Source organism: Cellulomonas sp. (assembly GCF_035634735.1).
In the GTDB taxonomy this organism is placed as follows: Bacteria; Actinomycetota; Actinomycetes; order Actinomycetales; family Cellulomonadaceae; genus Cellulomonas.
The window spans coordinates 1-26,593 of the sequence record NZ_DASQCJ010000019.1; the positions used below are offsets into that span (position 1 = coordinate 1).

General features: G+C 76.6%; 32 protein-coding genes. 11 read left to right on the forward strand and 21 right to left on the reverse strand.

From position 1 onward, the window contains the following. From VER05_RS01645 to VER05_RS01675, 7 genes are all read right to left on the reverse strand, one after another. Positions 1-206: hypothetical protein (locus VER05_RS01645; RefSeq protein ID WP_324843661.1), on the reverse strand; the 206-nt coding region annotated here is incomplete at its 3' end. Next, the gene (locus tag VER05_RS01650; RefSeq protein WP_324843662.1) at positions 143-2,026 is read right to left on the reverse strand and encodes a hypothetical protein; all 1,884 of its coding nucleotides are present in this window, start codon (positions 2,024-2,026) and stop codon (positions 143-145) included. The genes VER05_RS01650 and VER05_RS01645, both read right to left, overlap by 64 nt. 26 nt (positions 2,027-2,052) lie before the next feature. Further along, positions 2,053-2,871, reverse strand: a complete 819-nt coding sequence (locus VER05_RS01655; protein WP_324843663.1) for a hypothetical protein — start codon at positions 2,869-2,871, stop codon at positions 2,053-2,055. Continuing rightward, on the reverse strand, positions 2,868-5,087 hold the full coding sequence (locus tag VER05_RS01660) for a glycoside hydrolase family 3 N-terminal domain-containing protein (protein ID WP_324843727.1): 2,220 nt from the start codon (positions 5,085-5,087) through the stop codon (positions 2,868-2,870). Before VER05_RS01660 ends, VER05_RS01655 begins: the two co-directional genes overlap by 4 nt. Positions 5,088-5,154: 67 nt before the next feature. Beyond that, the gene (locus VER05_RS01665; protein WP_324843664.1) at positions 5,155-6,054 is read right to left on the reverse strand and encodes a carbohydrate ABC transporter permease; all 900 of its coding nucleotides are present in this window, start codon (positions 6,052-6,054) and stop codon (positions 5,155-5,157) included. A gap of 2 nt (positions 6,055-6,056) precedes the next feature. After that, positions 6,057-7,016, reverse strand: coding sequence for a sugar ABC transporter permease (locus VER05_RS01670; RefSeq protein WP_324843665.1), 960 nt, complete (start codon positions 7,014-7,016; stop codon positions 6,057-6,059). Beyond that, a complete protein-coding gene (locus tag VER05_RS01675) occupies positions 7,013-8,302 on the reverse strand; it encodes an extracellular solute-binding protein (protein ID WP_324843666.1) in 1,290 nt (429 codons plus the stop codon). Before VER05_RS01675 ends, VER05_RS01670 begins: the two co-directional genes overlap by 4 nt. 188 nt (positions 8,303-8,490) lie before the next feature. On the opposite strand from VER05_RS01675, the gene VER05_RS01680 reads away from it, so the two are divergent. After that, positions 8,491-9,579 carry a LacI family DNA-binding transcriptional regulator gene (locus VER05_RS01680; RefSeq protein WP_324843667.1) on the forward strand — a complete coding sequence of 363 codons (1,089 nt, stop codon included), beginning with the start codon at positions 8,491-8,493 and terminating at the stop codon, positions 9,577-9,579. Between the two features lie 3 nt (positions 9,580-9,582). Here VER05_RS01680 and VER05_RS01685 read toward each other — a convergent pair whose 3' ends face one another. Continuing rightward, the gene (locus VER05_RS01685) at positions 9,583-10,353 is read right to left on the reverse strand and encodes a ParA family protein (RefSeq protein ID WP_324843668.1); all 771 of its coding nucleotides are present in this window, start codon (positions 10,351-10,353) and stop codon (positions 9,583-9,585) included. A 100-nt stretch (positions 10,354-10,453) separates the two neighbouring features. Between VER05_RS01685 and VER05_RS01690 the strand changes: the two genes are divergently transcribed. Continuing rightward, positions 10,454-11,155 carry an MBL fold metallo-hydrolase gene (locus VER05_RS01690; RefSeq protein ID WP_324843669.1) on the forward strand — a complete coding sequence of 234 codons (702 nt, stop codon included), beginning with the start codon at positions 10,454-10,456 and terminating at the stop codon, positions 11,153-11,155. On the opposite strand, the gene VER05_RS01695 is transcribed toward VER05_RS01690, so the two are convergent. From VER05_RS01695 to VER05_RS01705, 3 genes are all read right to left on the reverse strand, one after another. Beyond that, positions 11,152-12,414 carry an endo-1,4-beta-xylanase gene (locus tag VER05_RS01695; protein ID WP_324843670.1) on the reverse strand — a complete coding sequence of 421 codons (1,263 nt, stop codon included), beginning with the start codon at positions 12,412-12,414 and terminating at the stop codon, positions 11,152-11,154. The genes VER05_RS01690 and VER05_RS01695 overlap by 4 nt on opposite strands. 74 nt (positions 12,415-12,488) lie before the next feature. After that, entirely contained in the window at positions 12,489-13,493 is a 1,005-nt protein-coding gene (locus VER05_RS01700; protein WP_324843671.1) for a LacI family DNA-binding transcriptional regulator, read from the reverse strand. Positions 13,494-13,521: 28 nt separating this feature from the next. After that, complete coding sequence (locus tag VER05_RS01705; RefSeq protein WP_324843672.1) at positions 13,522-13,689, reverse strand: hypothetical protein; 168 nt, start codon at positions 13,687-13,689, stop codon at positions 13,522-13,524. A 180-nt stretch (positions 13,690-13,869) separates the two neighbouring features. Between VER05_RS01705 and VER05_RS01710 the strand changes: the two genes are divergently transcribed. Further along, complete coding sequence (locus VER05_RS01710; protein WP_324843673.1) at positions 13,870-15,051, forward strand: AI-2E family transporter; 1,182 nt, start codon at positions 13,870-13,872, stop codon at positions 15,049-15,051. Between the two features lie 34 nt (positions 15,052-15,085). On the opposite strand, the gene VER05_RS01715 is transcribed toward VER05_RS01710, so the two are convergent. After that, positions 15,086-15,829 (reverse strand): class I SAM-dependent methyltransferase, encoded by a 744-nt coding sequence (locus tag VER05_RS01715; protein WP_324843674.1) that lies wholly within the window; start codon positions 15,827-15,829, stop codon positions 15,086-15,088. 110 nt (positions 15,830-15,939) lie between these two features. On the opposite strand from VER05_RS01715, the gene VER05_RS01720 reads away from it, so the two are divergent. Together VER05_RS01720 and VER05_RS01725 are read left to right on the forward strand one after the other, a co-directional pair. Continuing rightward, complete coding sequence (locus VER05_RS01720; RefSeq protein WP_324843675.1) at positions 15,940-16,275, forward strand: cupin; 336 nt, start codon at positions 15,940-15,942, stop codon at positions 16,273-16,275. A gap of 65 nt (positions 16,276-16,340) precedes the next feature. Further along, positions 16,341-17,069, forward strand: a complete 729-nt coding sequence (locus VER05_RS01725) for a class I SAM-dependent methyltransferase (protein WP_324843676.1) — start codon at positions 16,341-16,343, stop codon at positions 17,067-17,069. Positions 17,070-17,094: 25 nt separating this feature from the next. Here VER05_RS01725 and VER05_RS01730 read toward each other — a convergent pair whose 3' ends face one another. Further along, a complete protein-coding gene (locus VER05_RS01730; protein WP_324843677.1) occupies positions 17,095-17,481 on the reverse strand; it encodes a PIN domain-containing protein in 387 nt (128 codons plus the stop codon). After that, complete coding sequence (locus tag VER05_RS01735) at positions 17,478-17,741, reverse strand: hypothetical protein (RefSeq protein WP_324843678.1); 264 nt, start codon at positions 17,739-17,741, stop codon at positions 17,478-17,480. Before VER05_RS01735 ends, VER05_RS01730 begins: the two co-directional genes overlap by 4 nt. Before the next feature lie 144 nt (positions 17,742-17,885). Between VER05_RS01735 and VER05_RS01740 the strand changes: the two genes are divergently transcribed. From VER05_RS01740 to VER05_RS01755, 4 genes are all read left to right on the forward strand, one after another. Further along, positions 17,886-18,308 carry a YciI family protein gene (locus VER05_RS01740; protein ID WP_414647534.1) on the forward strand — a complete coding sequence of 141 codons (423 nt, stop codon included), beginning with the start codon at positions 17,886-17,888 and terminating at the stop codon, positions 18,306-18,308. Continuing rightward, complete coding sequence (locus VER05_RS01745; RefSeq protein WP_324843679.1) at positions 18,281-19,582, forward strand: RNA polymerase sigma factor; 1,302 nt, start codon at positions 18,281-18,283, stop codon at positions 19,580-19,582. Before VER05_RS01740 ends, VER05_RS01745 begins: the two co-directional genes overlap by 28 nt. A 97-nt stretch (positions 19,583-19,679) precedes the next feature. Then, positions 19,680-19,868: a hypothetical protein gene (locus VER05_RS01750; protein WP_324843680.1), complete on the forward strand. Its 189-nt coding sequence runs from the start codon at positions 19,680-19,682 to the stop codon at positions 19,866-19,868. Beyond that, positions 19,865-20,227, forward strand: coding sequence for a VOC family protein (locus VER05_RS01755; protein WP_324843681.1), 363 nt, complete (start codon positions 19,865-19,867; stop codon positions 20,225-20,227). Before VER05_RS01750 ends, VER05_RS01755 begins: the two co-directional genes overlap by 4 nt. Before the next feature lie 64 nt (positions 20,228-20,291). Here the strand turns inward: VER05_RS01755 and VER05_RS01760 are convergent, their stop codons facing one another. After that, on the reverse strand, positions 20,292-20,702 hold the full coding sequence (locus VER05_RS01760) for a GntR family transcriptional regulator (RefSeq protein WP_324843682.1): 411 nt from the start codon (positions 20,700-20,702) through the stop codon (positions 20,292-20,294). After that, entirely contained in the window at positions 20,699-21,610 is a 912-nt protein-coding gene (locus tag VER05_RS01765; protein WP_324843683.1) for a hypothetical protein, read from the reverse strand. The genes VER05_RS01760 and VER05_RS01765 overlap by 4 nt, the downstream gene beginning before the upstream one ends. A 226-nt stretch (positions 21,611-21,836) precedes the next feature. Here VER05_RS01765 and VER05_RS01770 point away from each other — a divergent pair, with 226 nt between their 5' ends. Then, entirely contained in the window at positions 21,837-22,937 is a 1,101-nt protein-coding gene (locus VER05_RS01770) for an EAL domain-containing protein (protein ID WP_324843684.1), read from the forward strand. Positions 22,938-22,995: 58 nt separating this feature from the next. After that, the gene (locus tag VER05_RS01775; protein ID WP_324843685.1) at positions 22,996-23,166 is read left to right on the forward strand and encodes a DUF1059 domain-containing protein; all 171 of its coding nucleotides are present in this window, start codon (positions 22,996-22,998) and stop codon (positions 23,164-23,166) included. Between the two features lie 77 nt (positions 23,167-23,243). Here VER05_RS01775 and VER05_RS01780 read toward each other — a convergent pair whose 3' ends face one another. The 5 genes from VER05_RS01780 to VER05_RS01800 form a co-directional block, all read right to left on the reverse strand. Further along, positions 23,244-23,771: a hypothetical protein gene (locus VER05_RS01780; RefSeq protein ID WP_324843686.1), complete on the reverse strand. Its 528-nt coding sequence runs from the start codon at positions 23,769-23,771 to the stop codon at positions 23,244-23,246. A gap of 36 nt (positions 23,772-23,807) precedes the next feature. Beyond that, entirely contained in the window at positions 23,808-24,356 is a 549-nt protein-coding gene (locus tag VER05_RS01785; RefSeq protein ID WP_324843687.1) for a dihydrofolate reductase family protein, read from the reverse strand. A gap of 38 nt (positions 24,357-24,394) precedes the next feature. Further along, the gene (locus VER05_RS01790) at positions 24,395-24,691 is read right to left on the reverse strand and encodes a hypothetical protein (RefSeq protein WP_324843688.1); all 297 of its coding nucleotides are present in this window, start codon (positions 24,689-24,691) and stop codon (positions 24,395-24,397) included. Positions 24,692-24,827: 136 nt separating this feature from the next. Beyond that, entirely contained in the window at positions 24,828-25,241 is a 414-nt protein-coding gene (locus VER05_RS01795) for a hypothetical protein (RefSeq protein ID WP_324843689.1), read from the reverse strand. A gap of 99 nt (positions 25,242-25,340) precedes the next feature. Further along, positions 25,341-26,477 carry a PrsW family glutamic-type intramembrane protease gene (locus VER05_RS01800; protein ID WP_324843690.1) on the reverse strand — a complete coding sequence of 379 codons (1,137 nt, stop codon included), beginning with the start codon at positions 26,475-26,477 and terminating at the stop codon, positions 25,341-25,343. Positions 26,478-26,593: the final 116 nt, after the last annotated feature.

A 26,593-nucleotide genomic window follows, 5' to 3' on the forward strand; every position in this document is an offset into this window, starting at 1 on the left:
TCGCGGGTTCCCCACGCCGCCCCCTGGTACTGCTCCAGGCCGTGCGGCACGAGGTAGTGCACCCGCGCGTCGTTCGCCCACCAGGGCAGCAGCGTCTCGAGCTCGGCGAGCCGGGAACCGTCCGCCACGGCCAGCCCGCGGGTCAGCCGGGCGAGGGTGGCGCGGTGGCCGGCCGCCTCGCGCGCGGCGTCCAGCCCGCGGGCCACGACGTCCGGGCCACGTCCGCCGCGGCGCCCCCGCCGTCGCGGTCGGCCGTCGTGGCGACCCGCAGCGCGGTGCCCGGGCCGGCGGTGCCGCGCACCGTCACCACCGAGGTGCCGCGCGGCGCGCCGTCCGCGTACAGCGGGTCGTCGCCGGCGACCTCCGCGCCCGGCGTGGCGGCGAGCACGTAGGCGAGGCCCGGGTGGTGCTCGCGGGTGGCCGTGCCCTCGTCGGCGACGAGCACGACGGCGCCGTCCTCGGCGCGGGCCTGCCACGCGCCGCAGCCGAGCTCGACCTCGGTCGTGACGAGCACGTCCACCGGCGCCGCGCTCGCGACCTCGAGCAGCAGCGCGTCCCGCGCCGCGTCGGCCACCGTGCGGACCTCGAGCCGGCCGCCGGGCAGGTCGTAGACCCAGCGGGCCTCGCCGACGTCCAGCACGAACGCCGACGGGGCGCCGAGCATCCGCCACGCGCCGTCGACGGCGACGAGCACCCGGACGCCGTTCGCCCGCAGCAGGTTGAGGTGGTTGCGGTGCACGGTCGTGAGGGTGTCGAAGCTCGTGTTGCCCAGCACCGTGTGCGAGCCGAACACGCCGTGCGCGAAGACGGTCGTCGACAGCGTGGGCCGGTCCGGGCCCAGCGCGTCGCCGGCGAGCAGCACGTGGCCGTGCGGGCGCAGCAGGTCGAGGTCCTTCTCGCCGCGGACGACGTGGACGCCGCCGGGGGTGAAGTACGACAGCAGGCGACCGGCGGCGTCGCGCTCGACGTGCCGGGCGTCGCCGCCGGTGCCGGTCCCGTCCGCGCCCGGCGCACCGCTCGTGCCCGGCGCAGCGCCCAGCGCCAGCAGGTCCGCGTCCGCGAGCGGCGCGCCGCCGAGCAGCGGCGCCGTGGCGAGCAGGGAGCGCGCGGCGACGGAGTCGACCGGGTCGTCCGCGGGGGCGGCCGCGGCCGCCGCGTCCGCCAGCGCCACGAGACCGGGCACCTCCGCCTCGACGTCCGGCAGCGCGTCGAGCACCGCCCCGCGCCGGTCGTCCCAGTACCGGCCGACCACGTGCAGCACCAGCGGGTCGGCGAGCGCGGTCGACCGCGACAGCAGGCCGGCCATCGCCATCTCGTGCTGCCGCACCCGGCCGGGCCACGCCGCGCCGGACAGGAACGCGGGGGTGTGCCCGGCGCGCGCCGGCGGGCCGTACAGGTCGAACCCGTCGGTCCCGGCGGCGACCGAGCCCTCGGCGATCGCGAGCGCGAACAGCGGCAGCGCGGGCGCGGAGGTCATCGTCTGCCGGGACAGCACGACGGTGCCCAGGTCGTCCGACGCCGCGAGCCGGTGCGCGACGTACTGCGAGACGTACGGCTCGGAGGACGACGCGGCCTGCTCGGGCGCGAGGGACAGGTCCTGCAGCGCGGCGACGTCCCAGGTCGTCCCGTCCTCCGCGGCCCCGCCGCCGGCCCGCGACAGCGCCACCCGCCACACCAGCGCCGTCCGGGCGGGGTCGAGCACCAGGTCGACGGTCCACGCGACGCCGAGGCCCGCGCCGGACCACCGCACCGCGCCGTCGCCGGCCCGCCAGGACGCGCCCGACCGGCTCCCGGTCAGCGGCACGTGCGCGACGGCGCCGTCCGGGGCCGTCCGGCGCAGGAACAGGCCCGCGATGCCGGCGTCGTGCGCGCCGATCCGGTACTGGTTGACGAGGCGCTCGCCCGGCGCGGCGATCCCGGCGACGTCGCCGGCGGGGGTCACCCGGACGGCGAGGCCGCCGCCGGCGTCGACGGTGCGGGTGCGGTCGGTGCGGTGCCGGTGCGGGCGGGTCAGGGTGTCAGGCATGGTGTCAGTCCCCGGGGGTCGGGCGGTCAGGTGGTCGTCGTCGGGCGCAGGAACCGCGCGACCGCGTCGCGCAGCATCCCCGCGGTGGTGCGGTACCAGAGCCACACCCACACGCCCCCGAGCAGGACGAGGAGCAGGTCGGAGGCCGCGGCCGCGACGGCGACCGCCCCGGCCAGGAGCGCGAGCGTCCCCAGCGAGGCGCGCCACCGCGCGACGAGGTAGTAGGCGCCCGCCTGCCAGGCGGCGGTGGGCGGGAGGCGGAAGAAGGTGCGCAGCGCGAGGGCGTGCAGCGCCACGAGGAGCAGCAGCACCCCCGCCCCGGGGGCCAGCCCCGCGACCAGTGCGGGGACGCCGGAGGACCGGGCGCCCGCGCCGACGAGGGCGACCAGCCCGGCGAGCACGCACACGGGCGCCGAGACGGCCAGCGCCTCGCGCCAGCCGAGCCGGTAGCCCCGCCCGAACGCCCGCGCGAGCGGGACGCGCGGGTCGACGTAGTGCTCGCGGACCGCGTACAGGCCGGCCGACAGCGCGGGGCCCGCCGGGACCGCCGCGAGCGCGACGAGCCACGCGAGCGACGGGTCGGGGCGCAGCAGCAGCGCGAGCGCGACCAGCGGCAGGTTCGCCGCGGCGAGCAGCGCCGACAGCCCCGCGCCCCAGGCGAACCCGGCCACGGCGCGCCCGAACGGGCCGTCGCCGACCTCGTCGCCCCGACGGCGGCCCGGGTGGGCGTCGTCGCGGTCGCGGGGCGCGACGGGGAAGGTGGTCGGGTCGACGGGCCGGGCGGGGTCGTCGGCCCAGCCGGCGCCCGCGGTCCGGGCGACGGACCCGGCCGCCGCGGCGGTCACGCGCCCGCCCCGGACACGACCCGGAACCCCGCGCGCAGCAGGTCCCGCGGCCGGCTGCTCGGGCCGACGAGCAGCTCGAACTCTCCCGGCTCGACCACGCGTCGCCCGGCGGCGTCCACGATCGTGCAGTCCGCGGCCGGGAGCGCCAGCGGCACCGTGACGGACTCGCCCGGCGCCAGCTGCACCTGCGTGAACGCCTTCAGCTCCCGGTCCGCCCAGGACGCGGACGTCACGAGGTCCCGGACGTACACCTGCACGGTCTCCAGCGCGGGCCGCGCCCCGGTGTTGGTCACGGTCACGCGCGCGCGCACTTCGTCCGCCGCCGTCACCTCGGGGGTGTCGACGACCAGGTCGGCGTACGCCACGGTGGTGTACGACAGGCCCTCGCCGAACGCGAACGCCGGGTCCTGCGTGAGGTCGGCGTACCGGACTCCGTGCTGCCCGCGCACCTGGTTGTAGTAGATCGGCTGCTGCCCGACGTGCCGGGCGAACGAGATCGGCAGCCGCCCGCTGGGCTCGATCCGCCCGAGCAGCAGGTCCGCCAGCGCGCGCCCGCCGGTCATGCCGGGGTGCGCCGCCCAGAGCAGCGCGTCGGCCGCGAGGGCCGCGGGCGGCAGCACCATCGGCTTGGACGCCTGCAGCACGACGACGAGCGGCGTGCCCGTCGCGGCCACGGCCTCGAGCAGCGCCACCTGCCCGCCGAGCAGCTCGAGCGTCGCGGTCGAGGTGCCCTCGCCGACCAGCTCGATCCGGTCGCCGACCACGGCCACGACCACGTCGGCGTCCCGCGCCGCCGCCACGGCCGCCGCCAGCTGCTCCGGGTCGACCGGCGCGGACGCCACGACCTGGGGCCGGGGCTGGCCGTCGGGGAAGTACGGGCCCTCGGGGTCGTCCTCGTGCGTGAGGATGTCGGCGCCGGGGGAGTACGTGACCGTCCAGCCGTCCGGCGCGCCGGCGCGGAGCCCGTCCAGCACGGTCGTGATCATGTCGCGCGGCTGCCCGTGCGCCATCCACGCGACCTGGCCGGAGGAGCCGGCCCAGTCGCCGAGCTGGGTCTGCGGGTCGTCCGCGAGCGGGCCGACGACGGCGACCCGCAGCGGGCGGTCGCCCGCCGGCGCCGCGTCCGTCGGCCCCGCGCCCACCCCGCCCGCCAGCGGCAGCACGCCCGAGTTCCGCAGCAGCACCAGCGACCGCCGGGTCAGCTCCAGGTTCAGGTCCTGGTGCGACCCGACCGCCGCGGCCATCGTGGCCGGGTCGGGCCGGCGCGGGTCCTCGAACAGCCCGAGCTCGAACTTGAGCGTGAGGATCCGGGACACCGCCGCGTCGAGGTCGGCCTCCGCGATCAGCCCGCGGGCCACCGCCTCCTGGGCGCCCTCGAAGAACTTGGCCGTCGTCATGATCATGTCGTTGCCGGCCCGCACCGCCGCGGCGGACGCGTGCACGTGGTCGGGCTGCACCTGCTGCTCCCAGACCATCCGGCCGACGTTGTCCCAGTCCGTGACGAGCATGCCGGTGTAGCCCCACTCGCCGCGCAGCACGTCGGTGAGCAGCCAGTCGTTGACGGTGATCGGGACCCCGTCGATCGTCTGGTAGCCGAGCATGAACGTGCCGCAGCCCTCCCGGGCGACCCGCTCGAACGGCGGCAGGAACCAGGACCGGAGCTTCCGGGGCGACAGGTCCGCCTCGGAGGCGTCCCGGCCGCCCTGGGTCTCGGAGTACCCGGCGAAGTGCTTCGCGGTCGCGAGCACCGCCGTCGGGTCGGCGAGGCCGTTCCCCTGGTAGCCGCGCACGGCCGCGCTGCCGAGCTCGCCGATGAGGAATGGGTCCTCGCCGAACGTCTCGTTCACGCGGCCCCAGCGCAGGTCGCGGGCGACGCACAGCACGGGGGAGAAGGTCCAATGCAGGCCGGTCGCCGCGGCCTCGACCGCGGTGGCGCGCGCCATCCGCTCGACCAGGCCCGGCGACCAGGTGGCTGCCATGCCGAGCTGGGTCGGGAAGATGGTCGCGCCGTCGCAGAACGAGTGGCCGTGGATCGCGTCCTCGCCGACCAGCAGCGGGATCCGCAGCCGGGTCTGCTCGGTGAGGTCGTGCGCCTCGGCCACCAGCTCCGGCGTCGGGTGCAGGATCGAGCCCACGTGCTTCTCGAGCACCTGCTCCTTCAGGCCGTCCGGGGCCGACAGCTGCATCATCTGCCCGACCTTCTCCGCGAGCGTCATGCGCGCGAGCAGGTCGGCGACGCGGTCGGCGACGGGCAGGGCGGGGTCCAGGTAGTCCACGGTGCTCCTACTTGATGCCGGTCATGGCGATGCCCTGCACGAAGTGCTTCTGCATGGCGATGAACACCGCGAGGACGGGCACGATGATGAGGACCGAGCCGGCCATCTGGAGGCCGAACTCGGCGCCCTTGTCGCCGGTCGGGCTGGTGTACAGCGCCAGCGCCACGGGCAGGGTGTACAGCGAGTCGCGCTGGGACACGATGAGCGGCCACAGGAAGCCGTTCCACGAGCCCATGAAGGTGAAGATCGCGAGGGTCGCGAGCGGCGCGCGGCACAGCGGCATGACGATCCGCGCGAAGATCCGGAACTCGCCGGCGCCGTCGATGCGCGCCGCGTCGAGCAGGGAGTCCGGGATCTCGAGCATGAACTGCCGCATGAGGAAGACGCCGAACGCGCCGACCACGCCGGGCAGGATCATGCCCCAGTAGGTGCCGACCATGTTGAGGTTGGCGACCAGCACGAACTGCGGGATCAGCGTCACGATCCCCGGCACGAACATGGTCCCGAGCACCACGGTGATGAGCACCTTCTTGCCCGGGAACTCCAGCTTGGCGAGCGCCCAGCCGACCATCGAGCAGAACAGCAGCGTGGTGGCGACCGAGACGACGGCCAGGAACACCGAGTTGAGGAAGTACCGCGTCATGTCGAACTCGAAGAACCACGCGCGGAAGTTGTCGAGCGTCGGCGCCTGCGGCCACCAGGTGATGGGGCGGCGCATGATCTCGGCGTTGGTCTTGAACGCGCCGAGGATCATCCAGACGAACGGCAGCAGCGTCCCGGCGAGGCCGACCGACAGGACGGCGAGCAGGGCGATCCGGCCGGGCGTGAGCCGGCGGCGGCGGCGCCGGACGACGGGCGCGATCGGCACGGCGGTCGTGGCCGGCGCGAGGGGGGTCGAGGTGCTCATGGTCATGTCCTCTGCCGGAAGAACCGGAACTGGATGATGGCGAAGATGCTGATGATCGCGAACAGCACGTACGCGCCGGCCGCGCCCACCGAGTAGTTGCCCCACTGGAACTGGTTGAACACGTAGAGCGCGATGGAGGTCGTCGACTGCAGCGGACCGCCGTTGGTCATGACGAACGGCTCGTCGAAGAACTGCATGAAGCCGGTGGTCGTGAGGATCGCGTTGAGCAGGATCGTCGGCATCATCATCGGGATGGTGATACGGAAGAACCGCTGGACCGTCGACGCGCCGTCGACCATCGCCGCCTCCTTGACCTCGGAGGGGATCGCCTGCAGGCCGGCGAGGAAGATCACCATGCTCGACCCGATGCTGCGCCACACGGCCATGAGCGTCAGGGCCGGCAGGGCGGTGCGGGTGTCGCCGAGCCAGTTCGGCCCGTCGATCCCGATGTCCGCGAGCAGCGAGTTGATCAGGCCGTTCGGCTGGTACATGATCCGCCACACCACCGCGACGGCGACGATCGTCGTCACCACGGGCGTGTAGTAGCCGACCCGGAAGAACGTCGCGGCGCGGCGGCCGAGCGCGTTGAGCATGACCGCGAGCACCAGCGCCGAGAACAGCGACAGCGGGACGCCGACGACCACGAAGCCGAGGGTGTTCCGCAGGGCCCGCAGGAACGTCGTGTCGGACAGCACCTCGGCGAAGTTGCCGAGCCCGACGAAGTCGACGGCGAACGGGGTGCGGATGTCGTTGACCCGCAGGTCCGTGAAGGCCATCCCGAACGAGCTCAGCAGCGGGACGAGCCCGAACACGCCGAACGACAGGACGAACGGCGCGGCGAACAGCCAGGCGACGACGGCGGTCCGGCGGCGCCGGGCGGCCAGGGAGACGCTCTTCCCCGGCCGCCGCGACGTCGCGGTCACCGCGCGGGGCGCGGTGTCGGCACTGCTGGTGCTGGTCACCAGCCGAAGCCGATCTGGTCGGCCTGCTCCTGGATGGCCTTCGCGGCCTCCTCCGAGGTGACCTCGCCGTGCGCGACCCGCTCGGCGTAGATGCCGATCTGCTCGGCGATCTGCGACCAGGACGGGTAGCTCGGCGTCTCGACGGTGTTCGGCATCTGCTCCTTGAGCACCGACATCACCGGGCTCTCGTCGATCGGCGCGTACTCGGCCGACTCGACGCGGGACGGGAACGAGCCCGCGAGGTCGAACAGCGTCTTCTGCTGCTCGTCCTCGAGCAGCCACTGCAGGAACAGCCAGGACGAGTCCTGGTTGTCCGAGGACGCGAACACGCCGAGGTTGCCGCCGCCGATGTAGGAGTCGTTGTTCGCGGAGCCCGCCGGCAGCGGGACGTACCCGATCGAGTCCTCGGTGAAGCCCTCGGGCGCGGCGCCGGTCTCGATCAGGTCCTGGTACGTGCCGACCATCCACGGGCCCGAGATCAGCAGCGGGGAGCCGCCGTTCTCGAACGTCGCCTCGGTCTCGGACAGCGGCGCCTCGCCGCGGTCGAAGAAGCCCTTGTAGAAGTCGAGCGCCTCGACGAACTCCGGGGTGTCGAAGGTCCAGGAGTCGCCGTCGCTCACCTCGCCGCCGGCCTGCGACACGAACGGCACGATGACCTGCGCCGGGTTCTCGATCGGGCGGGGCAGGCTCAGGCCGTACTCGCCGCCGGGGCGGGCGGCCAGCGCGCCGCTGAGCTCCTCGAGCTCGTCCCAGGTGGTCGGGGCGTCGTAGCCGAGCTCGGCCGCCAGGTCCGCGCGGTAGAACAGGAACCGGGTCTCGACGTACCAGGGCACCGAGTACTGCGCGTCCTCGCCGGTCACCGAGGCGACCGCGGCGGGGTAGAAGTCGTCCTCGTCGAACACCCCGTCGGGGACGGGCGCGAGGCCGCCCATCGCGATGACCGAGGCGGTCTGGTCGGCGCCCGTCATCACGATGTCCGGGCCGGTGCCCGAGGCGACGGCGGTCTGGTTCATCGTGATGATCTCGCCCCAGGGCACCTCGGTGACCTTGATGGAGGCCTCGGGGTTGTCCTCGGTGAACTGCTCGCCGAGGGTGCGCAGCGCGTCGCCGTTGCCGGCCGCGGCCCAGATCTCGATCTCGCCGGTCGCCTCCTCGGCGACGGTGCCCGCCTCGGCGGAGCCGCCGCCGCCGGCGTCGTCGGACCGGCCGCAGGCGGCGACCGGCGCGAGGGCCAGGGTGGTGACGGTGGCGGCGACGAGGGCGCGCCGCACGGTACGTCGGGTCATGTGTTCCTCCTTGAACGGGCGTCCGCGCCCGCGCCACGGCGCGCGGGTCGGCTCGCGCCAACGCTGGCTGCAATGCGGTGTAATGCGCATTACAAGAACCGGAATCTAAGCGTGTAGACTGGCGCTGTCAACCCGGTCCTGGGGCGCGGCCCGCCGCTCGCCGCCACTCGCTGTCGAGGAGTTCCCGCGTGGCCCGCCGACCCACCGTGTACGACGTCGCCGAGCGCGCCGGGGTGTCGATCACCACGGTCTCGTTCGCGTTCCGGCAGCCCGGGCGCGTCGCCGCCGGCACCCGCCAGGCGGTCATGGACGCCGCGCGCGAGCTCGGCTACGTGCCGTCCGCCAGCGCCCGCGGCCTCGCCCGCGGGGCCACCGGGGCGTTCGGCCTGTACTCGTTCGACATGATGCTGGCGGACGCCGACGGCGCCGCCCCGCCGGTGCCGCTCGAGGCAGCGGCCGTCCCCGAGGGCGACCCGCGGGTGTTCCCGCTCTACGTCGACGAGGTCGAGCGCGGCTTCGCCCTGGAGTGCCGGGAGACCGGCCGCGCGCTGCTGCTGGCCTCGGGCGCGCCGAGCGGGGCCGCCATGTACGACATCGCCGGCCGGGTCGACGGGCTGGCGATCTTCCCGGGCACGCACAGCCTGGACGCGGTGCACGCCATCGCGCAGTCGGTGCCGCTGGTCGCGTTCAACACGCCGGGCACGGACGCGTCGTTCAGCCACGTGTCCGTCGACAACCGCGCGGCGATGACCGGCCTGGTCGAGCACCTGGTCGGGGTGCACGGCGTGCGGGACCTGGCGTTCGTCGGCGAGGGGTCCATGTACGACTTCGCCGAGCGGCTCGGCGGGTTCCGGGACGCGGTGGCGGCGCTGCTGCCGGACCGCCCCGCGCCCGGCGCCGCGCACGAGGGCCTGGCGTCCACCGAGTGGCTCGCGGCGCTGACCGACCTGGCCGCCGCCGACCGGCTGCCGGAGGCGCTGGTCTGCCAGAGCGACCAGGCCGCGCTCGTGGTGCTCGACGTGCTCGCGGAGCACGGCGTCGACGTGCCGGGGCGGGTCCGGGTCACCGGCTTCGACGGCATCCTCGCGGGGCGGCTGTCGACCCCGGCGCTCACGACCGTCCGGCAGCCGTTCGAGCACATGGGGCGCACCGCGGTCCGGCTGCTCCAGGAGCGGGTGGCCGACCCCGCCGCGGCGTCGCAGTTCCGGACGCTGCCGACCCGGCTGATCCCGCGCGCGAGCTGCGGCTGCGCGGGCGGGGAGCCCGCGGCGGGCTGACCGTCAGGTGCGCGGGGCCCGCAGCGCGCGGTCCAGCAGCTCCTCGAACGCGCCCGCGACCTCGCGCGCGCCCGCGCCCGGCCACGCGTGCACCGGCTGCGCCGCGCCCTGCGCCTGCTGCAGCGCGGCGCGCTCGGGCACGAACGGGGTCAGCACCAGCGGGCCGTACAGCCCGCGGAGCTCGTCGAGCCGGAACGCCTGCTCCACCGACCGGGCCTTGACCCGGTTCACCACGACGCCCAGCGGCTGCAGCTGCCCGGCGGGGCCGCGGCGCAGGTCGTCGATCGTCCTCATCGCGCGGCCGACCGCGGTCACCGAGAACAGCCCGGGCTCGGTCACGACCACCGCGCGGTCGCACGCCGTCAGGCCGGTGCGGGTCAGGCCGCCCAGCGACGGCGGGCAGTCGACCAGCACCAGGTCGTAGTCGTGCACCCACGCCAGCGCGAACCGCAGCCGGTCGACGTCGGAGTCCGCGCCGTCGTAGGCGTCGTGCCGCGAGGACGCCGCCGAGCCGACCAGCACGTCGAGGCCGGCCTCGGCCCAGGCGCTCGGCGCGGTGGCGGCGGCGATGGTCTCGGCGGTGGGGGAGTCCAGCACGGCGGCGACGTCCGCGCCCGCGCCGGCGGTCGCCAGCGCGAGCGTGCTGTCGCCCTGCGGGTCGAGGTCGACCACGAGGGTGCGCAGCCCGCGCTCCAGCGCGGCCGACGCCAGTCCCAGCGTCACCGATGTCTTCCCCACGCCGCCCTTGAGCGAGCACACTCCCAGCACCAGCACGGGGCACACGGTAACGGGCCGCCCGGGGTTCGCGGAATCGCGATCGCCCCGCCGGGCGTCCCGGCTCGACGCGGCGCCGACCTGGGGCGATGCTGGCGGCATGACCGACAGCAGCCACGAGGCCGCCCCCGGCGGCGCCACCGAGATCACCCACTGGGGCCACGCCTGCGTCCGCCTGGAGCGCGGCGGGCGGCGGCTGGTCCTCGACCCGGGCTCGTTCAGCGACCTGTCCGTGCTCGACGACGCGGACGCCGTGCTGGTCACCCACGAGCACGTCGACCACGTGGACGTCGCGCGCCTCGCCGCGGCCCTCGGGGCGCGCCCGGACCTGGCGGCGTGGGCGCCCGCGGGCGTGGCCGCGCAGCTCACGGAGGCCGGCGCGCCGGCCGACCGGGTGCACGCCGCGGCCGACGGCGACGCGTTCGACGCCGCCGGGTTCGCCGTCCGCGCCGTCGGCGAGTGGCACGCGGTCATCCACCCCGACGTGCCGCGCGCGCACAACGTCGCGTACCTGGTGGACGGCGCGCTGCTGCACCCCGGCGACTCCTTCACGCCGCCGCCGGCCGGGGTCGAGGTCGACCTGCTGCTGGTGCCCGTCGCCGGGCCGTGGCTGAAGCTCGCCGAGGCGATCGACTACGTGCGGGCCGTGCAACCGCGGGTGGCGGCGCCGATCCACGACGCGATCCTGTCCGACCCGGGCCGGGCGCTGTCCGACCGCCTCGTGGGCGGCATGGGCGGCGCGGGGGAGTACGTGCGCATCGCCCCGGGCGCGCCGTACGCCTGGACCCCGCGGGCCCGCTAGGCGAGGCGGGCCGCCACCGCGGGGGCGTCGGGCGCCAGGGTGACCGCCGCCGTGCGTCCGCCGGCGGTGACCCGGTAGTCCCCGAGGTACGCGTCGAGGACGAACCGGCCGTCGGCGTCCGTGCGGGTCGGGGTCGGGTCCAGCCACCACGCGCCCCGGACCAGCGACCGGAGCGCGTCGTAGGCCGGCTTCGGCGTGCCGTCGGCCCGCAGCAGGCCGACCGGTGCGCCGAGCCACGCGCCCGCGTCGCAGAGCCCCCAGTACGTCGCCGCCTGCACCGCCGGGTGCCCGAACAGGGTGCGGTAGTGCCGCGCGACCTCGTCGGCCTGCCGCGCCTCGCCCTCCGGGGTCGACGGCCAGGACGGCACCTGCCAGTCGTTGAGGTCCTCGATCTCCGGCGGCATGAGGTCGCCCGAGAGCAGGGTCGTCTCGGTGAGGTGCAGCGGCAGCCCGAACCGCGCGAAGCGGTCGAGCACGCGCCGCGTCCACTCCTCGCCGCGGTAGCCCTGGTGCATGTGGGTCTGCAGCCCGATCGCGTCGACGCCGACCCCGGCCGCCAGGCAGTCCTCGACCAGCCGCTCGTAGTCGGCCGACAGGTCGAAGTCGTTGAGCAGCAGCGTCGCGCCCGGGTTGGCCGCGCGCGCCGCGTCGAACGCGAGCCGGGCCGTCGCCACCCGGCCGTCGCGGGCGCACAGCCGGGTCAGCCCGTTCGGCTCCTTGGCGAACACGGGCATGATGACGACCTCGTTGATCGCGTCCCAGGTGTCGACGACCCCGCGGAACGCCGTCACGTCCCGGGTGATCCGGTCCCGCACCGCCGCGGCCACCTCGTCCACCGGGAGGTCGCGCAGCCAGGCGGGCGCAAGGGTGTGCCAGGCCAGCGGGTGGCCCTTGACCCGCACCCCGCGCCCGGTCAGCCAGCGCGCCGCGGCGAGCAGCCGGTCGGTGTCCGGCCGCCCGCGCTCCGGCTCGAACCGCGACCAGTAGAACGGCAGGGTCGCCGTGTCGAACAGGTCGAGCCAGCGGTCGAGCACCGCGGGCAGCACGTCGGCGGCGGGGTCGTCCGGGCCGGGCGGCTCGCCGTTCGCCGGGGCGATCACCTCGAACGCCGTGCAGCCGAACCCGAACGCGTGCCGGGCCTGGGCGACCTCGACGGCGGCGTCCGGCACCGGCCGGCCGGCGGGGTCGAGCACCGTGACGACGGCGCGGGCCCCGCGGTGCTCGAGGTGGGCGGGCCGGGGGACGCGGACGTCCGGCATGGGCGGCGCTCCTTCGTGCGGGGGGTGGTGCTGGGTGGTGCGGGGGGTGGTGCGGGGTGGTGCCGGCCGGTCGGTCAGGCGGGCGGGGCGGTCGAGCCGCGGCGCACCAGCGACGTCGGCAGCCGCACGTGCGGGTCCGGCGCGTCGCCGCCGTCGAGCAGCGCCGTCAGCAGGCCGATCGCGGCCGCCCCCATCCGCTGGATCGGCTGGTGCACGGTCGTCAGCGGCGGCTCCGTCTGCGCGGACTCCGGGATGTCGTCGAACCCGATGACCGACAGGTCGCCGGGCACGGAGAGCCCGAGCTCGCGCGCGACCTCGATGGTCGCGATCGCCGACAGGTCGTTGGCCGCGAACACGGCGGTCGGGCGGTCCGGCAGGCTCAGCAGCTCCCGCGCCGGCTCGCGGGTCGGCTCCTTGCGGTAGTCGCCCTCGCGGACCAGCACCTCGTCGACGGGCACCCCGGCCGCCGCCATCGCGCGGCGGAACCCCTGCTCGCGCAGGCGGGACGACTCCAGGTCGGGGCGGCCGCCGACGAACGCGATCCGCCGGTGCCCCAGGGCGAGCAGGTGCTCCGTGCCGAGCACCGCACCGGCGAGGTTGTCCGAGTCGACGGTGGGCAGGCCGGTCGGGCCGGTGTGCGGGTCGATCGCGACGACGGGCACCCCCGCGTCGGCCTCGACCACCGTCGGGGTCACCAGCACGGCGCCGTCGATGAGGGTGCCGCTCAGCCGGGACAGGTAGCGCCGCTCCCAGCCCGCGCCGCGGCCGTGCAGGCCGCCGGTGTAGGCGAGCAGCTCGTACCCGGAGTCGGACTCGGCGAGCGCCGCCGCCGCGCCCTTGAGGATCTCCGCGGAGAACGGCTCGAACTCCGCGACGAGGATGCCGAGCACGTGCGTGCGGTGCGAGCGGAGGCTCCGCGCGACCAGGCTCGACTCGTAGCCGAGCCGGTCGATGACCTCCATGACGCGGGTCGACGTCGCCTGCGCGACCCCGTACCGCCCGTTGATGACCTTCGACACCGTCGCGACGGACACGCCCGCGTCCCGCGCCACGTCGGTGATGGTCACTCGCTGCCCCATGCGGGGGATCGTAGCGGCGCGCGAGGCGTCAGCGGCGCCGGTCGGCGGCGCCCGCCACCTGCACCGCCGGGTCCATCGCGAGCCGCAGCGCGACGTCGAGCGGGAGTCGGGTGCGGGCCCGGCTCCGCCGCGCGAGGAGCGCCGCGCGCTGCCGGGCGCGGACGTCGTCGAGGCGGTGCGGTCGGTCCTGGGCCATGCCCCCACTCTGCCGCGGGGGTGCCGGCCCGGGGCATCGGCCCCGGGGTGGAGGTGCGCGTACGCCGTCCGGTGGACCCGGGCCCCGGTTCCACCGCGGTCGGCGCGCCCGGTCGCGGCCCTGGTCGGCGCCCCGTACCGTCCCCGGCAACGGACTGGCGGGAAGGGGTGGGGCGGGCACATGTGGTTCCGACGACGGAGGACGACCGCGCCGAGCGGCGGGGACGCCGTGCGGGCGGCCGAGGTCGCCCGGGACGACGCCGGCCGCGGGCCGGGCGCCGGGGCGCTGTGGGCGGACGGCTTCGGCCGGGTCGGCACGCGCTCCGTGCAGGTCCTCGCGCTGCTCGCCCTGCTGACCGTCGCGGTCCTGGCGGTCACCCGGCTCACGCTGGTCGTGGTGCCGGTGCTCATCGCGCTCGTGCTCGCATCGGCGATCCACCCGCTGGTGTCCTGGCTGCGCCGGCACCGGCTGCCGTCGATCGCCGCCACCTGGATCGCGCTCGTGCTGATCGTCGGCGTGCTCGGCGGCGTGGTCACCGCAGTCGTGTACTCGGTCATCCACCAGTGGGACGACCTCGCGGACCAGGCGGTCGCCGGGTTCGGGGAGCTGCAGGACTCGCTGACCGGGCTGCCGATCCAGATCACCGACGACCAGATCGCCGACGCGCGGACCGCGGTGACCGACTTCCTGACGTCCAGCAGCTTCGGCGCGGGCGCGATCGCGGGCGTCTCGGCCACGGCGAACTTCCTCACCGGGTTCGTGCTCATGGTCGTCGTGCTGTTCTTCTTCCTCAAGGACGGCCCGGCCATCTGGGAGTTCCTGCTGCGGCCGTTCGAGGGCGCGCACTACGCCCGCGGCAAGCGCGTCGGCGGGCGCGTGGTGTCGACGATGGGCGGCTACGTGCGCGGCACGGCGATCGTCGCCGCGGTGGACGCGATCGGCATCGGCATCGGCCTGGTCATCATGGGCGTGCCGCTGGCGATCCCGCTCTCCGTGCTGGTGTTCCTGCTCGCCTTCATCCCGCTCGTCGGCGCGACGCTCGCCGGCGCGCTGGCGGCCCTGGTCACGCTCGTGGCGCTGGGGCCGGTCGAGGCGCTGGTCGTCGTCGGCATCGTGGTCCTGGTGAACCAGCTCGAGGGGAACTTCCTGCAGCCGGTCGTCATGGCCCGGTCGCTGGCGCTGCACCCGCTGGTCATCCTGGTCGCCCTGACCATCGGCACCGTGCTCGCGGGCATCACCGGTGCCGTGCTGGCCGTGCCGATCGCCGCGTCCATCTGGGGCGCGATCCAGGTGTGGAACGGCCCGCACGAGCCGGCGCGCCCGGCGCAGCAGAAGCGCCGCGAGGTCGTCGAGGGCCGCTGACGGGTGCGTCGCACGCCGCGCCCGCCGCCCCGGCTCAGGCGGGGGTGCGCCAGACGGAGACGTGCGAGGTGCTCTCCGCGGTGAACGGCGCCCCGGCGAAGTCCGCCCAGCGCTCGGCCGGCCGCATCCCGGCGATCCGGGCCATCAGGTCCAGCTCCGCCGGCCAGACGTACCGGTGCGGCGAGCGCCCGGTGCTCACCGACCCGTCCGGCTCGACCGTGTAGTGGTGCGACACGAGCCGCTGCTCCGCCACGTCGTACCGGTCGAAGCCGAGGTGCGCCTCGCTCACGTCGAACGGCAGCGCGACCTCGCCGGGCGGCAGCCGGCGGAGCTGCGGCACGAACACCTCGCACACGAACGCCCCGCCGGGCCCGAGGTGCCGGGCGGCGTTCTCGAAGCACGCGACCTGGGCGTCCTGGGTCAGCAGGTTCGTGATGCCGTTGAACACGAGGTACACCAGCCGGAACGGGCCGGGGCCGGGCGCCGTCGCCGTCGTCATGTCGCCGATCGTCACCGGCACCCGGTCCGCGCCGGGCTTCGCCGCGAGCCGGGCCGCCATCGGCGCGGACCGCTCGATCCCCGCGACCGGCACACCGCGGGCCGCGAGCGGGAGGGCCACGCGCCCGGTGCCGACCGCCAGCTCCAGCGCGCGCCCGCCCTCGGCCCGGGCCGCCAGGAAGTCGACCGCCGGGCCCAGCACCTCCGGGGCGAACATCGCCGCGCTCGACTCGTCGTAGCGCGCGGCGACCCGCTCGGTCCAGATGTCCTCGTCCGTCACGCCGACGAGGCTGCCACCGCCGCGACGTGCCGGGCCAGGGAATAGCGGAGCGGCGCGCGGCCGTGTTGAGTAGGACGCGTCACCGACGACGACGCCGGGAGGAACCCCGCATGGACGTGCAGCAGCTCGCGCAGGAGCAGATCGACCTCGCCCACCAGGACCCGCACGGCCGGAGCGCCCAGATCGTGGTGCACGACGGCCCGCTCCGGCAGACCGTCATCGCGCTGCGCACGGGCACCCGGCTCGCCGAGCACAACTCGCCGCCCGCGGGCAGCATCCTCGTGCTGCGCGGCACCGTCGCCGTGTCCAGCGCCGAGCGGGTCGACACCCTGCCGACCGGGTTCCTCGCCACGCTGACGCACGACCGGCACGGCGTCGAGGCGCTGAGCGACGCCGCGATCCTGCTCACCACCGTCACCGGGACGGGGGAGCCCTCGCACGGCTGACGCGCCCCGGCCGGGGCGGCGGAATGCCGTCGCGCCCCCGGCCGCGGGTCCGTAGCGTGGCGGGCGTGCCCGACCCGATCTTCGCCGACCCGCGCCTCGCGCCGCTCTACGACGTGTTCGACGACGACCGCTCCGACCTCGACCTGTACCGCGCCGTCGCGCGCGAAGTCGGGGCGCGCCGGGTGCTCGACGTCGGCTGCGGCACCGGCACGCTCGCCCTGCTGCTCGCCGGCGACGGCCTGGAGGTCACCGGCGTCGACCCGGCCGGGGCGTCCCTCGACGTCGCCCGCGCGAAGCCCGGCGCCGACCGGGTGACCTGGTGGCACGGCGACGCGACCACGCTGCCGCCGCTCGCCGTCGACCTCGCCACCATGACGGGCAACGTCGCCCAGGTGTTCCTGTCGGACGACGACTGGTCCGCGACCCTGCGCGGCATCCGCGGCGCGCTCGCCCCGGGCGGCCACCTGGTGCTCGAGACCCGCCGCCCCGGGGCCCGTGCCTGGGAGGCGTGGGCCGCGGACGCGGGCGCGGGCGCGCGGGACGTCCCCGGGGTCGGGCGCGTCGTGGAGGAGTTCGCGGTCACCGAGGTCGCGCTGCCGCTGGTCTCGTTCCGGTCGGTGTTCCGGTTCCCGGACGGCACCGAGGTCGCCTCGGCGTCGACCCTGCGGTTCCGGTCGCTGGCGGAGGTCCGCGCCTCGCTGGCCGCGGCGGGCCTCGACGTCGTCGACGTGCGGGACGCGCCGGACCGGCCGGGGCTCGAGCACGTGGTGCTGGCGCGGCGCCCGGCGGGCTGAGCGGGCGTCGGAGCGGAGCCGGACGTCAGCGGTAGGACTCGTGGAGCACGCCGTGGGCGCGGGCCGCTGCGGCGAGCCGGATGTCGTATGTCGCGAGCGGCGCGTCCAGCGCGACCGCGGTGGCCAGGACGCAGACGTCGGGCATCTTGAGACGGGTGTCCGCGCGGAGGCGCGCGAGGAGGACGGGCTCGTCCTCGCCGATCGTTGCCGTGCGCACGCCCAGGTCCCGCAGATCCCCGCTCAGCTCGACCTCGCGGTGCGCACGCGCGGGACCGACCAGGACCTCGGCCAGCGTGACCGGGTGGACGAGCAACGGCGCGCGAGCGTCCGCGAGCAGGGCGACCGCGCGCTCATGGTGCGCGTCGGCCGGCTCGAGGAACCCGATGAGCACACCCGCGTCGAGGACGATCACGCGTCCCAGTCCTGGCGAAGGTCGTCGAGGTAGCCCGGCCCGTACGTGCCCGCGTACTTCTGCGCCACCGCGTGCACCCGCCGGCGTCGCTCGTCACCGGTCGACCGCTCGTCGTCCTCGATCGCCCTGGCCCCCTCCTCGATGAGGTGCGCGAGGAGCGCGCCCGGGCGCTGGTCGGGCCACCGCCGGCGGGCCACGTCGAGCGCGTGCTGCACCGAGGCCGTGTGGGTGATCTGGGTCCGGGGGCGCGCGGTCGGCATGGACCCAGTGTACCTCCGGCGACGTAGGTGGTACACCGCGCGTGGGGCGTGATCGGGTGCCGCCCGGTGTCGATCCGCGGGTTCCCCGTTCGACTCCTGGGTGAGAGGGTCCGATCGGGGACCCGGGACCAGGGAGGCACGACCGTGAAGTACATGCTGATCATGCGCTCGAGCGGGGAGCCGGCGCCCGACGGCGGCGGAGCTTCGTACGAGGACTCGATCGAGACGATGAGCCGGTACAACGAGGAGCTGGTCGCCGCCGGCGTGCTCGTCGCGATGGAGGGGCTGTCCGACGACCCGACGGAGAGCGTCGTGGTCGACTACGCGCAGACCCCGCCGGTCGCCACCGACGGGCCGTACGGCGAGGCGAAGGAGCTGTTCGGCGGCTACTGGATCCTCGACGTCGCGTCCCAGGCGGAGGCGGTCGAGTGGGCGAAGCGCGCGCCGCTCACGTTCCCGGGGGTCAAGGTCGAGGTCCGGCGCATCGCGAGCATCGACGAGTTCCCCCAGGAGAACCCGTGGATCCAGCGGGAGCGGGCGTGGCGCGAGGCGACGGGCCAGCTCTGAGCCCGGCTGCGCCGGGGGAGGGCCGCGCCGCGGTCGAGGCGGTCTGGCGGGCGCACGCCGCCCGGATCGTGGCGACCCTGGCGCGGTCCACCGGCGACGTCGGCCTCGCGGAGGACGTCGCGCAGGAGGCGCTCGCCGAGGCGCTGGTCGCCTGGCCGCGGGACGGCGTGCCGGCCAACCCGGCCGGCTGGCTGGTGACGGCGGGGCGGCGGCGCGCGGTGGACGCGTTCCGGCGGCGGGCGGCCCTGGACGACCGGTACGCGGCGCTCGCGCGCGAGGCGGCGCGGGCCGGCGTCCCGGGGGAGGACGCCGACCTGCTGCACGACCCGGACGCGGTCGGCGACGACGTCCTCGCGCTGATGTTCGTCGCCTGCCACCCGGTGCTGTCGCGGGAGGCGCAGGTGGCGCTGACCCTGCGGGTCGTCGGCGGGCTGACCAGCGACGAGATCGCCCGCGCGTTCCTCGTCCCGACCCCGACCGTGCAGGCGCGCATCACCCGGGCCAAGAAGACGCTCAGCGCCGCCCGGGTGCCGTTCGCGGTCCCGGCGGCGGGTGAGCGGCGGGAGCGCCTCGCGTCGGTGCTGGCCGTCGTGTACTCGGTGTTCACCGAGGGGTCGACGGCCACGTCCGGGGACGACCTGCTGCGCCCCGACCTCGCGGGCGAGGCGTCCCGCCTGGCCCGGGTCCTGGCGCACCTCGTGCCGGACGAGCCCGAGGCGCTGGGCCTGCTCGCGCTGCTCGAGCTCACCGCGGCCCGGTTCCCGGCACGGGTGGCGGCGGACGGGTCGGCGGTGCTGCTGGCGGACCAGGACCGCCGCCGCTGGGACCGGGCCGGCATCCGCCGGGGGCGCGCCGCGCTGGCGGCCGCAGGCCGCGCCGGCAACGGGCTGGGGGCGTACGGGCTGCAGGCCGCGATCGCCGAGTGCCACGCGGTCGCGCCGTCGGTGCCGGCCACCGACTGGGAGCGCGTCCTGCTGCTGTACGACGCGCTCGCGCGGCTCGCGCCCTCGCCGGTCGTCGACCTGAACCGGGCGGTGGCCGTCGCGATGGCGCACGGGCCCGCCGCGGGGCTCGCGGCGGTCGACGCGCTCGCCGCCGCCGGCGCGCTGGCCGGGTCGCACCTGCTGCCGTCGGTCCGCGGCGAGCTGCTGCGGCGGCTCGGCCGGGACGCCGACGCGCGCGACGAGCTCGCGCGCGCGGCGGCGCTCTGCCCGAACCCGCGGGAGCGGCGGGTGCTGCAGGACAAGATCGCGGCGCTGGCCGGCGGCGGCTGACCCGGTCCGTCGCCCCCGGCCGGACGACCGCCCTGTACACGGCCACGGCGCGCTGGCACGCTCGGGCGGGAGACCACCCGACCCGGACGGGGGAGCGATGCCCGACGACGACCGGACCGACACGCGAACGCTCGGCGAGCGCCCCGGCACGAACGACACCCCGCTCGGCCCGAGCTTCCGCGCCGGGCCGGCCCGCACTCCCCGGTCGACCCGCGCGCTGCTGGCCGAGGCGGTCCCGTTCCTGCTGCTCGCCGCGGTGGTCGTGCTCGTGGTGGCCGGCCGGTGACCGGGCCGGAGCGCGTCCTGGGCATCGGCGGCTACTTCCTCCGCGCGCGGGACCCCGAGGCGCTGACCGTCTGGTACCGCGACCTGCTCGGCATCGAGGACGACGCGCACGGCCTCTGGCACCAGGAGGCCGGGCCGACGGTGTTCGCGGCCTTCGACCCGGGCACCGACTACTTCGGGTCGCCGCAGCAGCAGACGATGCTGAACTTCCGGGTCCGGGACCTCGACGCGATGCTCCGGCAGCTGCGCGACCGGGGCGCCGACGTCGCGCCCGAGACGCAGGACATGGACGGCGTCGGGCGGTTCGGCTGGGTCACGGACCCGGAGGGGAACCGCGTCGAGCTCTGGCAGCCGGCCTGACGGCGGGCCGGGGCGCCGGCCCGGCCGCGGGCCCGGCCGTCGCCCGGGTCAGCCGCCGCCCGGGTCAGCCGCCGACCCGGGTCTCCGCCTGCACGCCGCGCACCAGCAGCAGGAGCTCCGCGTCGTCGAGGCCCTCGGCCCGGCCCCGCCCGACCAGGGCGCGCACGTCGGCGAGCAGGTCGCCACCCCCCGCGGCGCCGGTGCCCCCGGCCCCGGCCGCCGCGGGTCGCGCGGCGCCGTCCGCGACCACGGTGCCGGTCCGCCGGCGCGAGTGCACCACCCCCGCGGCCTCCAGCTCGCGGTACGCCCGCTGCACGGTCCCGACCGCGACGCCGAGGTCGCGCGCCAGGTCGCGCGAGGCGGGCAGCCGTTCGCCGGCGCCGAGCGCGCCGACGGCCACCAGCGCCGCGAGCTGGGCGCGGATCTGCTCGTAGACAGGCGTGGCGGCCGTCACGTCGACGCGGAGCTCGGTCACGCGGCGACCCCGTCGAGCGGCAGGGGGTGCGGCCGCGGGGCGCCCCGGGGGGCCACCGCGGTGCCCGCGACGACCATCGAGCCGATCAGGACGGTCGCGCCGGCCAGCCCGGAGCCGGCGGCCGCGACCGGGGTGCCGCCCAGCGCGAGGGCGGCGAACAGCATGGTGAGTCCCACGCCCGCCCCGGCCCACAGCTGCGCCCCAGCGAGCAGGCGGGCGGCCGCGACGCGGCGCACCGCGTCGTCGTGCTCGGCGGTGACGAGCGGGAGCGGCGGGCGCCGCGTCAGGACGCGCAGCGCGAGGAGCGCCGCGACCGCGACCGCGGCGAGCCCGGCGGTGATCGGGCCGCCGTAGTACCAGCCCGGGTAGGGGCCGCGTGCGCCCCAGGTGACGAGCCCGTCGTGCTGGACGACCGTGTGCGCGACCCGCTGCCCGTCGGGCGTCGCGGTCGCGCCGTAGAGCAGGACCGCGACGAGGCCGGCGCCCAGCGTGGCGGCCAGGACCACGAGCCGCCAGCCGCCGGTGCGCACCACCGTGCGCCGGGTCAGCGGCGCGGTCCGGACGGCGCCGCGCGGGCGGGGCCAGGTCCGCTCGCCCACCGCCCGGACGAGGCACAGCACGACGGCCCCGACGTACGGGGCGGTGGCGGCGCCCAGCGCGTAGCCCGCGCCGCGGGGACCGCCCGCCGGCGAGAGGGGCAGCGACGGCAGCATGAGGAACGCCACCGTGGCGCCCGCGCTCGCCAGCACGGCGACGACCGAGACGAACGTCTCGTGCCGCCGCGCGGCGAGCGCGACCGCCGGCGCGGCGGGGGCGGGGCCGGCGCGCAGCGCGGCGACGACGTGCACGACGAGCACCACGACGGCGGTGAGGACGACGAGCGGGACGAGGACCACGAGCGCGGCCACGGCACCTCCAATGAGTCATTGACGTGATGCATTGAAGCAGTGGGCGGCCGCACCCGTCCAGGCCCGCGCGTCGGGCCGCGCCGGGTGAACCCCGCCGCCCAGGGGGTGAAACCGCTGGTCGTCGCCGCCGGGGAGCGCCCGGCGGGGGAGTCGGCCCCGTACCGTCGACCCCCCGGGCCGGCCGCCGCCGCCCCGCCCGCGCGCGAGGTCCGAGAGGGGAGCCGCCATGGACGCCCAGCCGACGGCCCCGCCGGTCGACGACCCCCGCTGGCGGGACGCCCTGGGGCTCGTCCTCGCGGAGCCCGCCGCGCACGCGCTGCACGCCCAGCCGATCGTGGACCTCACGACGGGGTCCGTCGCCGGCTACGAGCTGCTGTCGCGGTTCGACGGCCCGTGGCGCGCCACCCCGGACGTCTGGTTCGCGGCCGCGCAGCGCTGGGGCGCGAACCCGGCGCTCCAGGCGCGGGTGCTGGAGCGGGCCCTCGCCGCGCGGGCCGGCCTGCCGCCGCAGACGTTCCTCACCGTCAACGTCGACCCCCACCTGCTGGCCGACGACCTCGTGGCGGACGCGCTGCTGCGGCACGGCGACCTGTCCCGCCTCGTCCTCGAGCTGACCGAGCACACCCAGGTCGACGAGGCCGGCCGGGCCATGGCCGCGCTCGACCGGGCCAGGTCCGCGGGCGCGCTGGTCGCGATGGACGACGCCGGCACGGGGTACGCGGGCCTCGAGCTGCTCCTCGCGCTGCGGCCCGACATCGTCAAGCTCGACCGCGCCCTGGTGACCGGGATCGACGCCGACCCCGTCAAGCACGCGCTGGCCGAGGTGTTCGGCGACCTGGTCGGCCGCATGGACGGCTGGATCCTCGCCGAGGGCGTCGAGACCCGCGGCGAGCTGGAGGCCCTGATCGGCCTCGGGGTGCCGCTGGGGCAGGGCTGGGCGCTCGGCCGCCCGCAGCCGCAGATGCTCGCGGCGCTGCCGGACGAGGACGCCGCGCACATCCGCGCGACCGCCTCGCGGGTGTCGCTCACGGGCAGCGTGGCGAGCGTCGTCCGGCCGGCCCGCGCCGGCGGCGACCGCGACCGCGACGACGTGCTGCTCGCGGACAGCGGGCTGGTCGCCGGGGTCCGCGACGGCGCCGGGCAGTGGGTGCCGGCCATGACCGTCGCCCCGAGCGCGTCGCTCGCGGAGGTGGCGCGGCGGGCGATGCTCCGTCCTGAGCCCCGCCGGTGGGACCCGCTGGTGTGCACCGCGGCCAACGGCGAGGTCGTCGGGACGGTGCCGCTCGACGCCCTGCTGCTCGCGCTCTGCGACGCGCCGGGGACCTGATCCACGCCGACAGACCAGGGACCCCGCCGGGGCCCGAGACCCGGGAAGAGGACACACCATGAAGGCATTCCGCTGCGGGGACGTCGTCCCGGGCTGCGCCCGCGCGTTCACCGGCACGGAGGACGATATCCTCGCGCAGGTGGCGCAGCACGCCCAGCACGACCACGGCCTGGCGGAGATCCCCGCCGAGCTCGTGGTCCAGGTCCGCGGGGCGATGGTCCCGGCCTGACCCGGCACGGCCCGCGCTCGGCCCGGTCCCGCTGCGGCGGGGTCGGGCCGCGCGCGCGGGAGCCGGGCCGGGGGCGGTCAGCGCACCCGCTCGACGCGGTCCGCCGGCCGCCGCCGGCGCAGGCGGGGACGCGCCCCGCGGGCGCCGACGACCGCGCCGGACCCCGCCAGCCGCCACGCGCTCGCGACCACGGCGCCGTCGGCGTCGAGCCAGTCGGCCCGGTCGACCGGCTCGGCCAGCGCCGCCGCCAGCCACCGGGCGGTCAGCTCCGCCAGCTCCTCGGGCCCCGCCGGCAGGCCGAACAGCGCCAGGCCCCCGGCGGCGTCCCCGTCGAGGAGGTGGTCGCCGCCCCACTCGCCCTCGACGCCGGTCCCGCGCGGCCCCGACGTCCAGAAGCCGACCTGGAGGTTGACGTCCCGCGGCGGCAGACCCGGGACGTCCACCTGGACGTGCAGCGGACGCAGGACGGTCCGGGCGCGCGTGGCGGACGGCTCCAGGCCGGCGTCGCGCCACGCGTCTCCGTGCGCCCGCAGCCCCGCGAGGAACCGCGCCTCGGCCGCGGACCGCGGGGCGTCGCCGTCGAACCAGGTCGCGGAGTCGGTCATGCGCCGCACCGTAGCGGGACCGCCGCGCCCAGGGCCTCAGACGAGCCGGTGGCGCTCGTACACCACGCGCGAGCCGAACGTCCGGGTCTCCACCAGGTCGAGGTCGAGCGGCTCCGCCACGGGCGGCAGGAACCGCGTCCCGCCCCCGACGACGACCGGGTCCCGGAACGCGCGCACCTCGTCCAGCAGACCGAGCGCGAGCGCCTGCCCCGCCAGGTCGGCCCCGCCCACCGACACGTCCCGGTCCGTCGCCCCGAGCGCCGCGGCGACCTCCTCCGCCAGCGGGCGGGACGCGAGCGCGGCGTGGCCCTCGACCCGGTCGAGCGTGCGGCTGAACACGACCTTCGGCAGCGCGGCCCAGACGTCCGCGAACGCGTCGCCCAGCGCGGTGCGGCGCATCAGCGGGTCCGTCTCCCAGGGCAGCATCGTCTCGTAGAGCCGCCGGCCGCACAGGTACGCGCCGAGCTCGCCGACCTGCGCCAGGCTGAACCGGAACTGGTCCTCGGTCGGCGCGCTCCACCCGAACCCGCCGGCGCGGTCCGTGATGTAGCCGTCCAGCGTCACGCTCATCGAGTAGATCAGCACGGGCCGAGCGTAGGCCCGGCCGCGCGCACGGCGGCGCCCTAGGCGTCCCGGCCGGCCGGACGGGTGCGGCGCCAGCGCTCCGCCGTCGCGCTGAGCAGCAGCACCGAGACCAGGGCGACCGCCCCGCCGAGCAGCGGCTGGTCCTCGTCGGCGCGCGCCGTCGTCACCACCAGCAGGATCGCCGCCGCGCCGAGCGCGGTCGCCCCGGCGTCGACGGCGAGCGCCACCCGGGGCCGGAGCGGCGCGGCAGCCCGCCGCGCGCGGACGGCCGCGACCAGGTACGCCGCCACGACGGCCGCGACCCAGCCGACGAGGAGCCACGCGGGACCGTTCACGGGCCGATCGTGGCGGAACGCGGGACCGAGCGCGAGGCGAGCGCGCTCCCGCGGTCGACGGGCGGTCGGCCCGCGCGTCCCGCCGCACCGCTGGGCGGCAGCCCGGCTGACCTGGTGGGGGCGCGGGCTCGCGCCGTCAGCGGCGCGACGCGGTGGCGAGGCGGTCGCGGATCCCGGGGCCGACCTCGACGTCGTGCGGCAGCCGGGCGAGATCGGCGGGCGCGATCGTGACGCCGCCGTCCCGCGCGTGCGCGGCCAGGTACGCCCAGTGGTCGGCCTCGGCCTGCTCGGACGAGGCGCCGTCCACCGGCTCGTCCGGGCCCACGACGGCACGGGCGGAGGCGATGACGTCGTCCAGGGAGGTGTGCGACCAGATCCGAACGGGCCCCGACACCATCCAGCCGCGGTCGTCCAGCAGCGTGACGCGGCGCCCGTCGGCGAGCTCGAGCTCGTGCAACGCACCGATCTGCAGCGACCGGTCCGCGGCGGTGGCAGGAGTCTCGGGGTCGGCGACCTCGACCGAGGTGATCAGGCGCAGGGCGGCGGGCACGTGCTCACTCTGCCGGACGCGCGGCCGGTGGGGGAGCCCCGAGTGCTTGCCCACTGGGAAGGCTAGGCTTCCCGGCCGGCGGGGCGCCGCGCGGCCTCGTCACCGCGCCGCGGTCGCGGGCGCCTCGGCGTCGGGCTCGACCGCGGCCGCGGGGCGCGGCAGGTGCTTCGGTGCCCACGCCCGGGTGACCCGGCCGATCAGCGTCGGCGGCGTCGACTTGCGGGCCCACGCGCGGAACACGAGGTACGTCACCGCGAGCAGGGCGTACTTCGCGACGCCGAGCAGGGTGGCGGCGGTGAGGTCGGCGCCGCAGGTCGCGGTCGCGCTGCTGTCGTTCAGCGAGTGGACCACCATGACCAGCAGGAAGCCGCCGACGGCTCCGGGGGTCCCGCGCCGCCCGTACAGGTGCCACAGCCGCCAGGCGATCGCGACCGCGATGCCCGTCCACAGCCAGTGCAGCGGCGAGACCAGGAAGATCCGGAGGACCTGCGCCGTCGCGACCGCGGCGGGGTCGGTGGTCACGGTGACGCCGGCGCAGAACGAGGGTCCGGACGCCTGGGGGAGCTGGACCGCGTACTGCGTGGTCTCGGTGATCGCGAACCCGAACCCGGAGGCCAGGCCCAGGCCGATGCCCGCGCGCGGGTCGCGGTAGGCGCCGAGCAGGAAGAGCGCGAGCGGGACGAGCAGCTTGGTGGTCTCCTCGACGAACCCCACCGTCGCGGTGGCGGTCCCGATGCCCCAGGTCTCGATCACCCAGGTGTTGACGTTCGCCGCGACCAGGAGCACCGCGCCCGACGACGCGACGGTCACGAGGACGACCTGCAGCGGCCGGATCGCGTCGGACAGCCCGAGCTGGCGGTCCACGAACCCGTAGAACGCGGCGCAGACGCCGGCCATGCCGAGCAGGCTGGTCGCGACGATGACGGGGACCTCGCCGGTCGACCGGTACACCGCCGTCCCCACCGCCACCACCACGACCGCCCCGGCGAGCCACCCGGCCCACGGACCCCAGAACCGGCCCCGGAACCGGTGGCCCGGCTCCGCGAGCAGGTGGCCGTCTGCGACGGCGCCGGTCCAGGCGCGCCCGTCCCAGTACCGCCGGCGCGCCTCCTTGGCGGACGGGTCGGCGAACCAGCCGGCCGCGGGGGCGGCGGGGATGCGCGGGGCGAGGCGGTGAGCCGCCCAGGTGCCGGCCACCAGGGCGACGGCGGCGAGGACGAGCGGGACGGCGGCCATGGAGCGCTCCTGGTGTCGCGGTGCGGCGGCCGGACCCGTGGGTGGGGCCTGACCTGCGACGACGGTAGCGCGGGCCGACCCGCGACGTCTCGAGGACCGCGCGGCGGGACCGGGAC

Bases quoted from the DNA above. Each gene is read 5' to 3' on its own strand.
- VER05_RS01720 (WP_324843675.1), top strand. From the start codon at position 15,940: ATGGACGTGCAGCAGCTCGCGCAGGAGCAGATCGACCTCGCCCACCAG.
- VER05_RS01700 (WP_324843671.1), bottom strand. From the start codon at position 13,493: ATGGGGCAGCGAGTGACCATCACCGACGTGGCGCGGGACGCGGGCGTG.
- VER05_RS01675 (WP_324843666.1), bottom strand. From the start codon at position 8,302: ATGACCCGACGTACCGTGCGGCGCGCCCTCGTCGCCGCCACCGTCACC.
- VER05_RS01660 (WP_324843727.1), bottom strand. From the start codon at position 5,087: ATGACGCTCGCGGAGAAGGTCGGGCAGATGATGCAGCTGTCGGCCCCG.
- VER05_RS01770 (WP_324843684.1), top strand. From the start codon at position 21,837: ATGGACGCCCAGCCGACGGCCCCGCCGGTCGACGACCCCCGCTGGCGG.
- VER05_RS01800 (WP_324843690.1), bottom strand. From the start codon at position 26,477: ATGGCCGCCGTCCCGCTCGTCCTCGCCGCCGTCGCCCTGGTGGCCGGC.
- VER05_RS01665 (WP_324843664.1), bottom strand. From the start codon at position 6,054: ATGAGCACCTCGACCCCCCTCGCGCCGGCCACGACCGCCGTGCCGATC.
- VER05_RS01775 (WP_324843685.1), top strand. From the start codon at position 22,996: ATGAAGGCATTCCGCTGCGGGGACGTCGTCCCGGGCTGCGCCCGCGCG.
- VER05_RS01780 (WP_324843686.1), bottom strand. From the start codon at position 23,771: ATGACCGACTCCGCGACCTGGTTCGACGGCGACGCCCCGCGGTCCGCG.
- VER05_RS01690 (WP_324843669.1), top strand. From the start codon at position 10,454: ATGACCGACAGCAGCCACGAGGCCGCCCCCGGCGGCGCCACCGAGATC.
- VER05_RS01750 (WP_324843680.1), top strand. From the start codon at position 19,680: ATGCCCGACGACGACCGGACCGACACGCGAACGCTCGGCGAGCGCCCC.
- VER05_RS01695 (WP_324843670.1), bottom strand. From the start codon at position 12,414: ATGCCGGACGTCCGCGTCCCCCGGCCCGCCCACCTCGAGCACCGCGGG.
- VER05_RS01705 (WP_324843672.1), bottom strand. From the start codon at position 13,689: ATGGCCCAGGACCGACCGCACCGCCTCGACGACGTCCGCGCCCGGCAG.
- VER05_RS01735 (WP_324843678.1), bottom strand. From the start codon at position 17,741: ATGCCGACCGCGCGCCCCCGGACCCAGATCACCCACACGGCCTCGGTG.
- VER05_RS01710 (WP_324843673.1), top strand. From the start codon at position 13,870: ATGTGGTTCCGACGACGGAGGACGACCGCGCCGAGCGGCGGGGACGCC.
- VER05_RS01650 (WP_324843662.1), bottom strand. From the start codon at position 2,026: ATGCCTGACACCCTGACCCGCCCGCACCGGCACCGCACCGACCGCACC.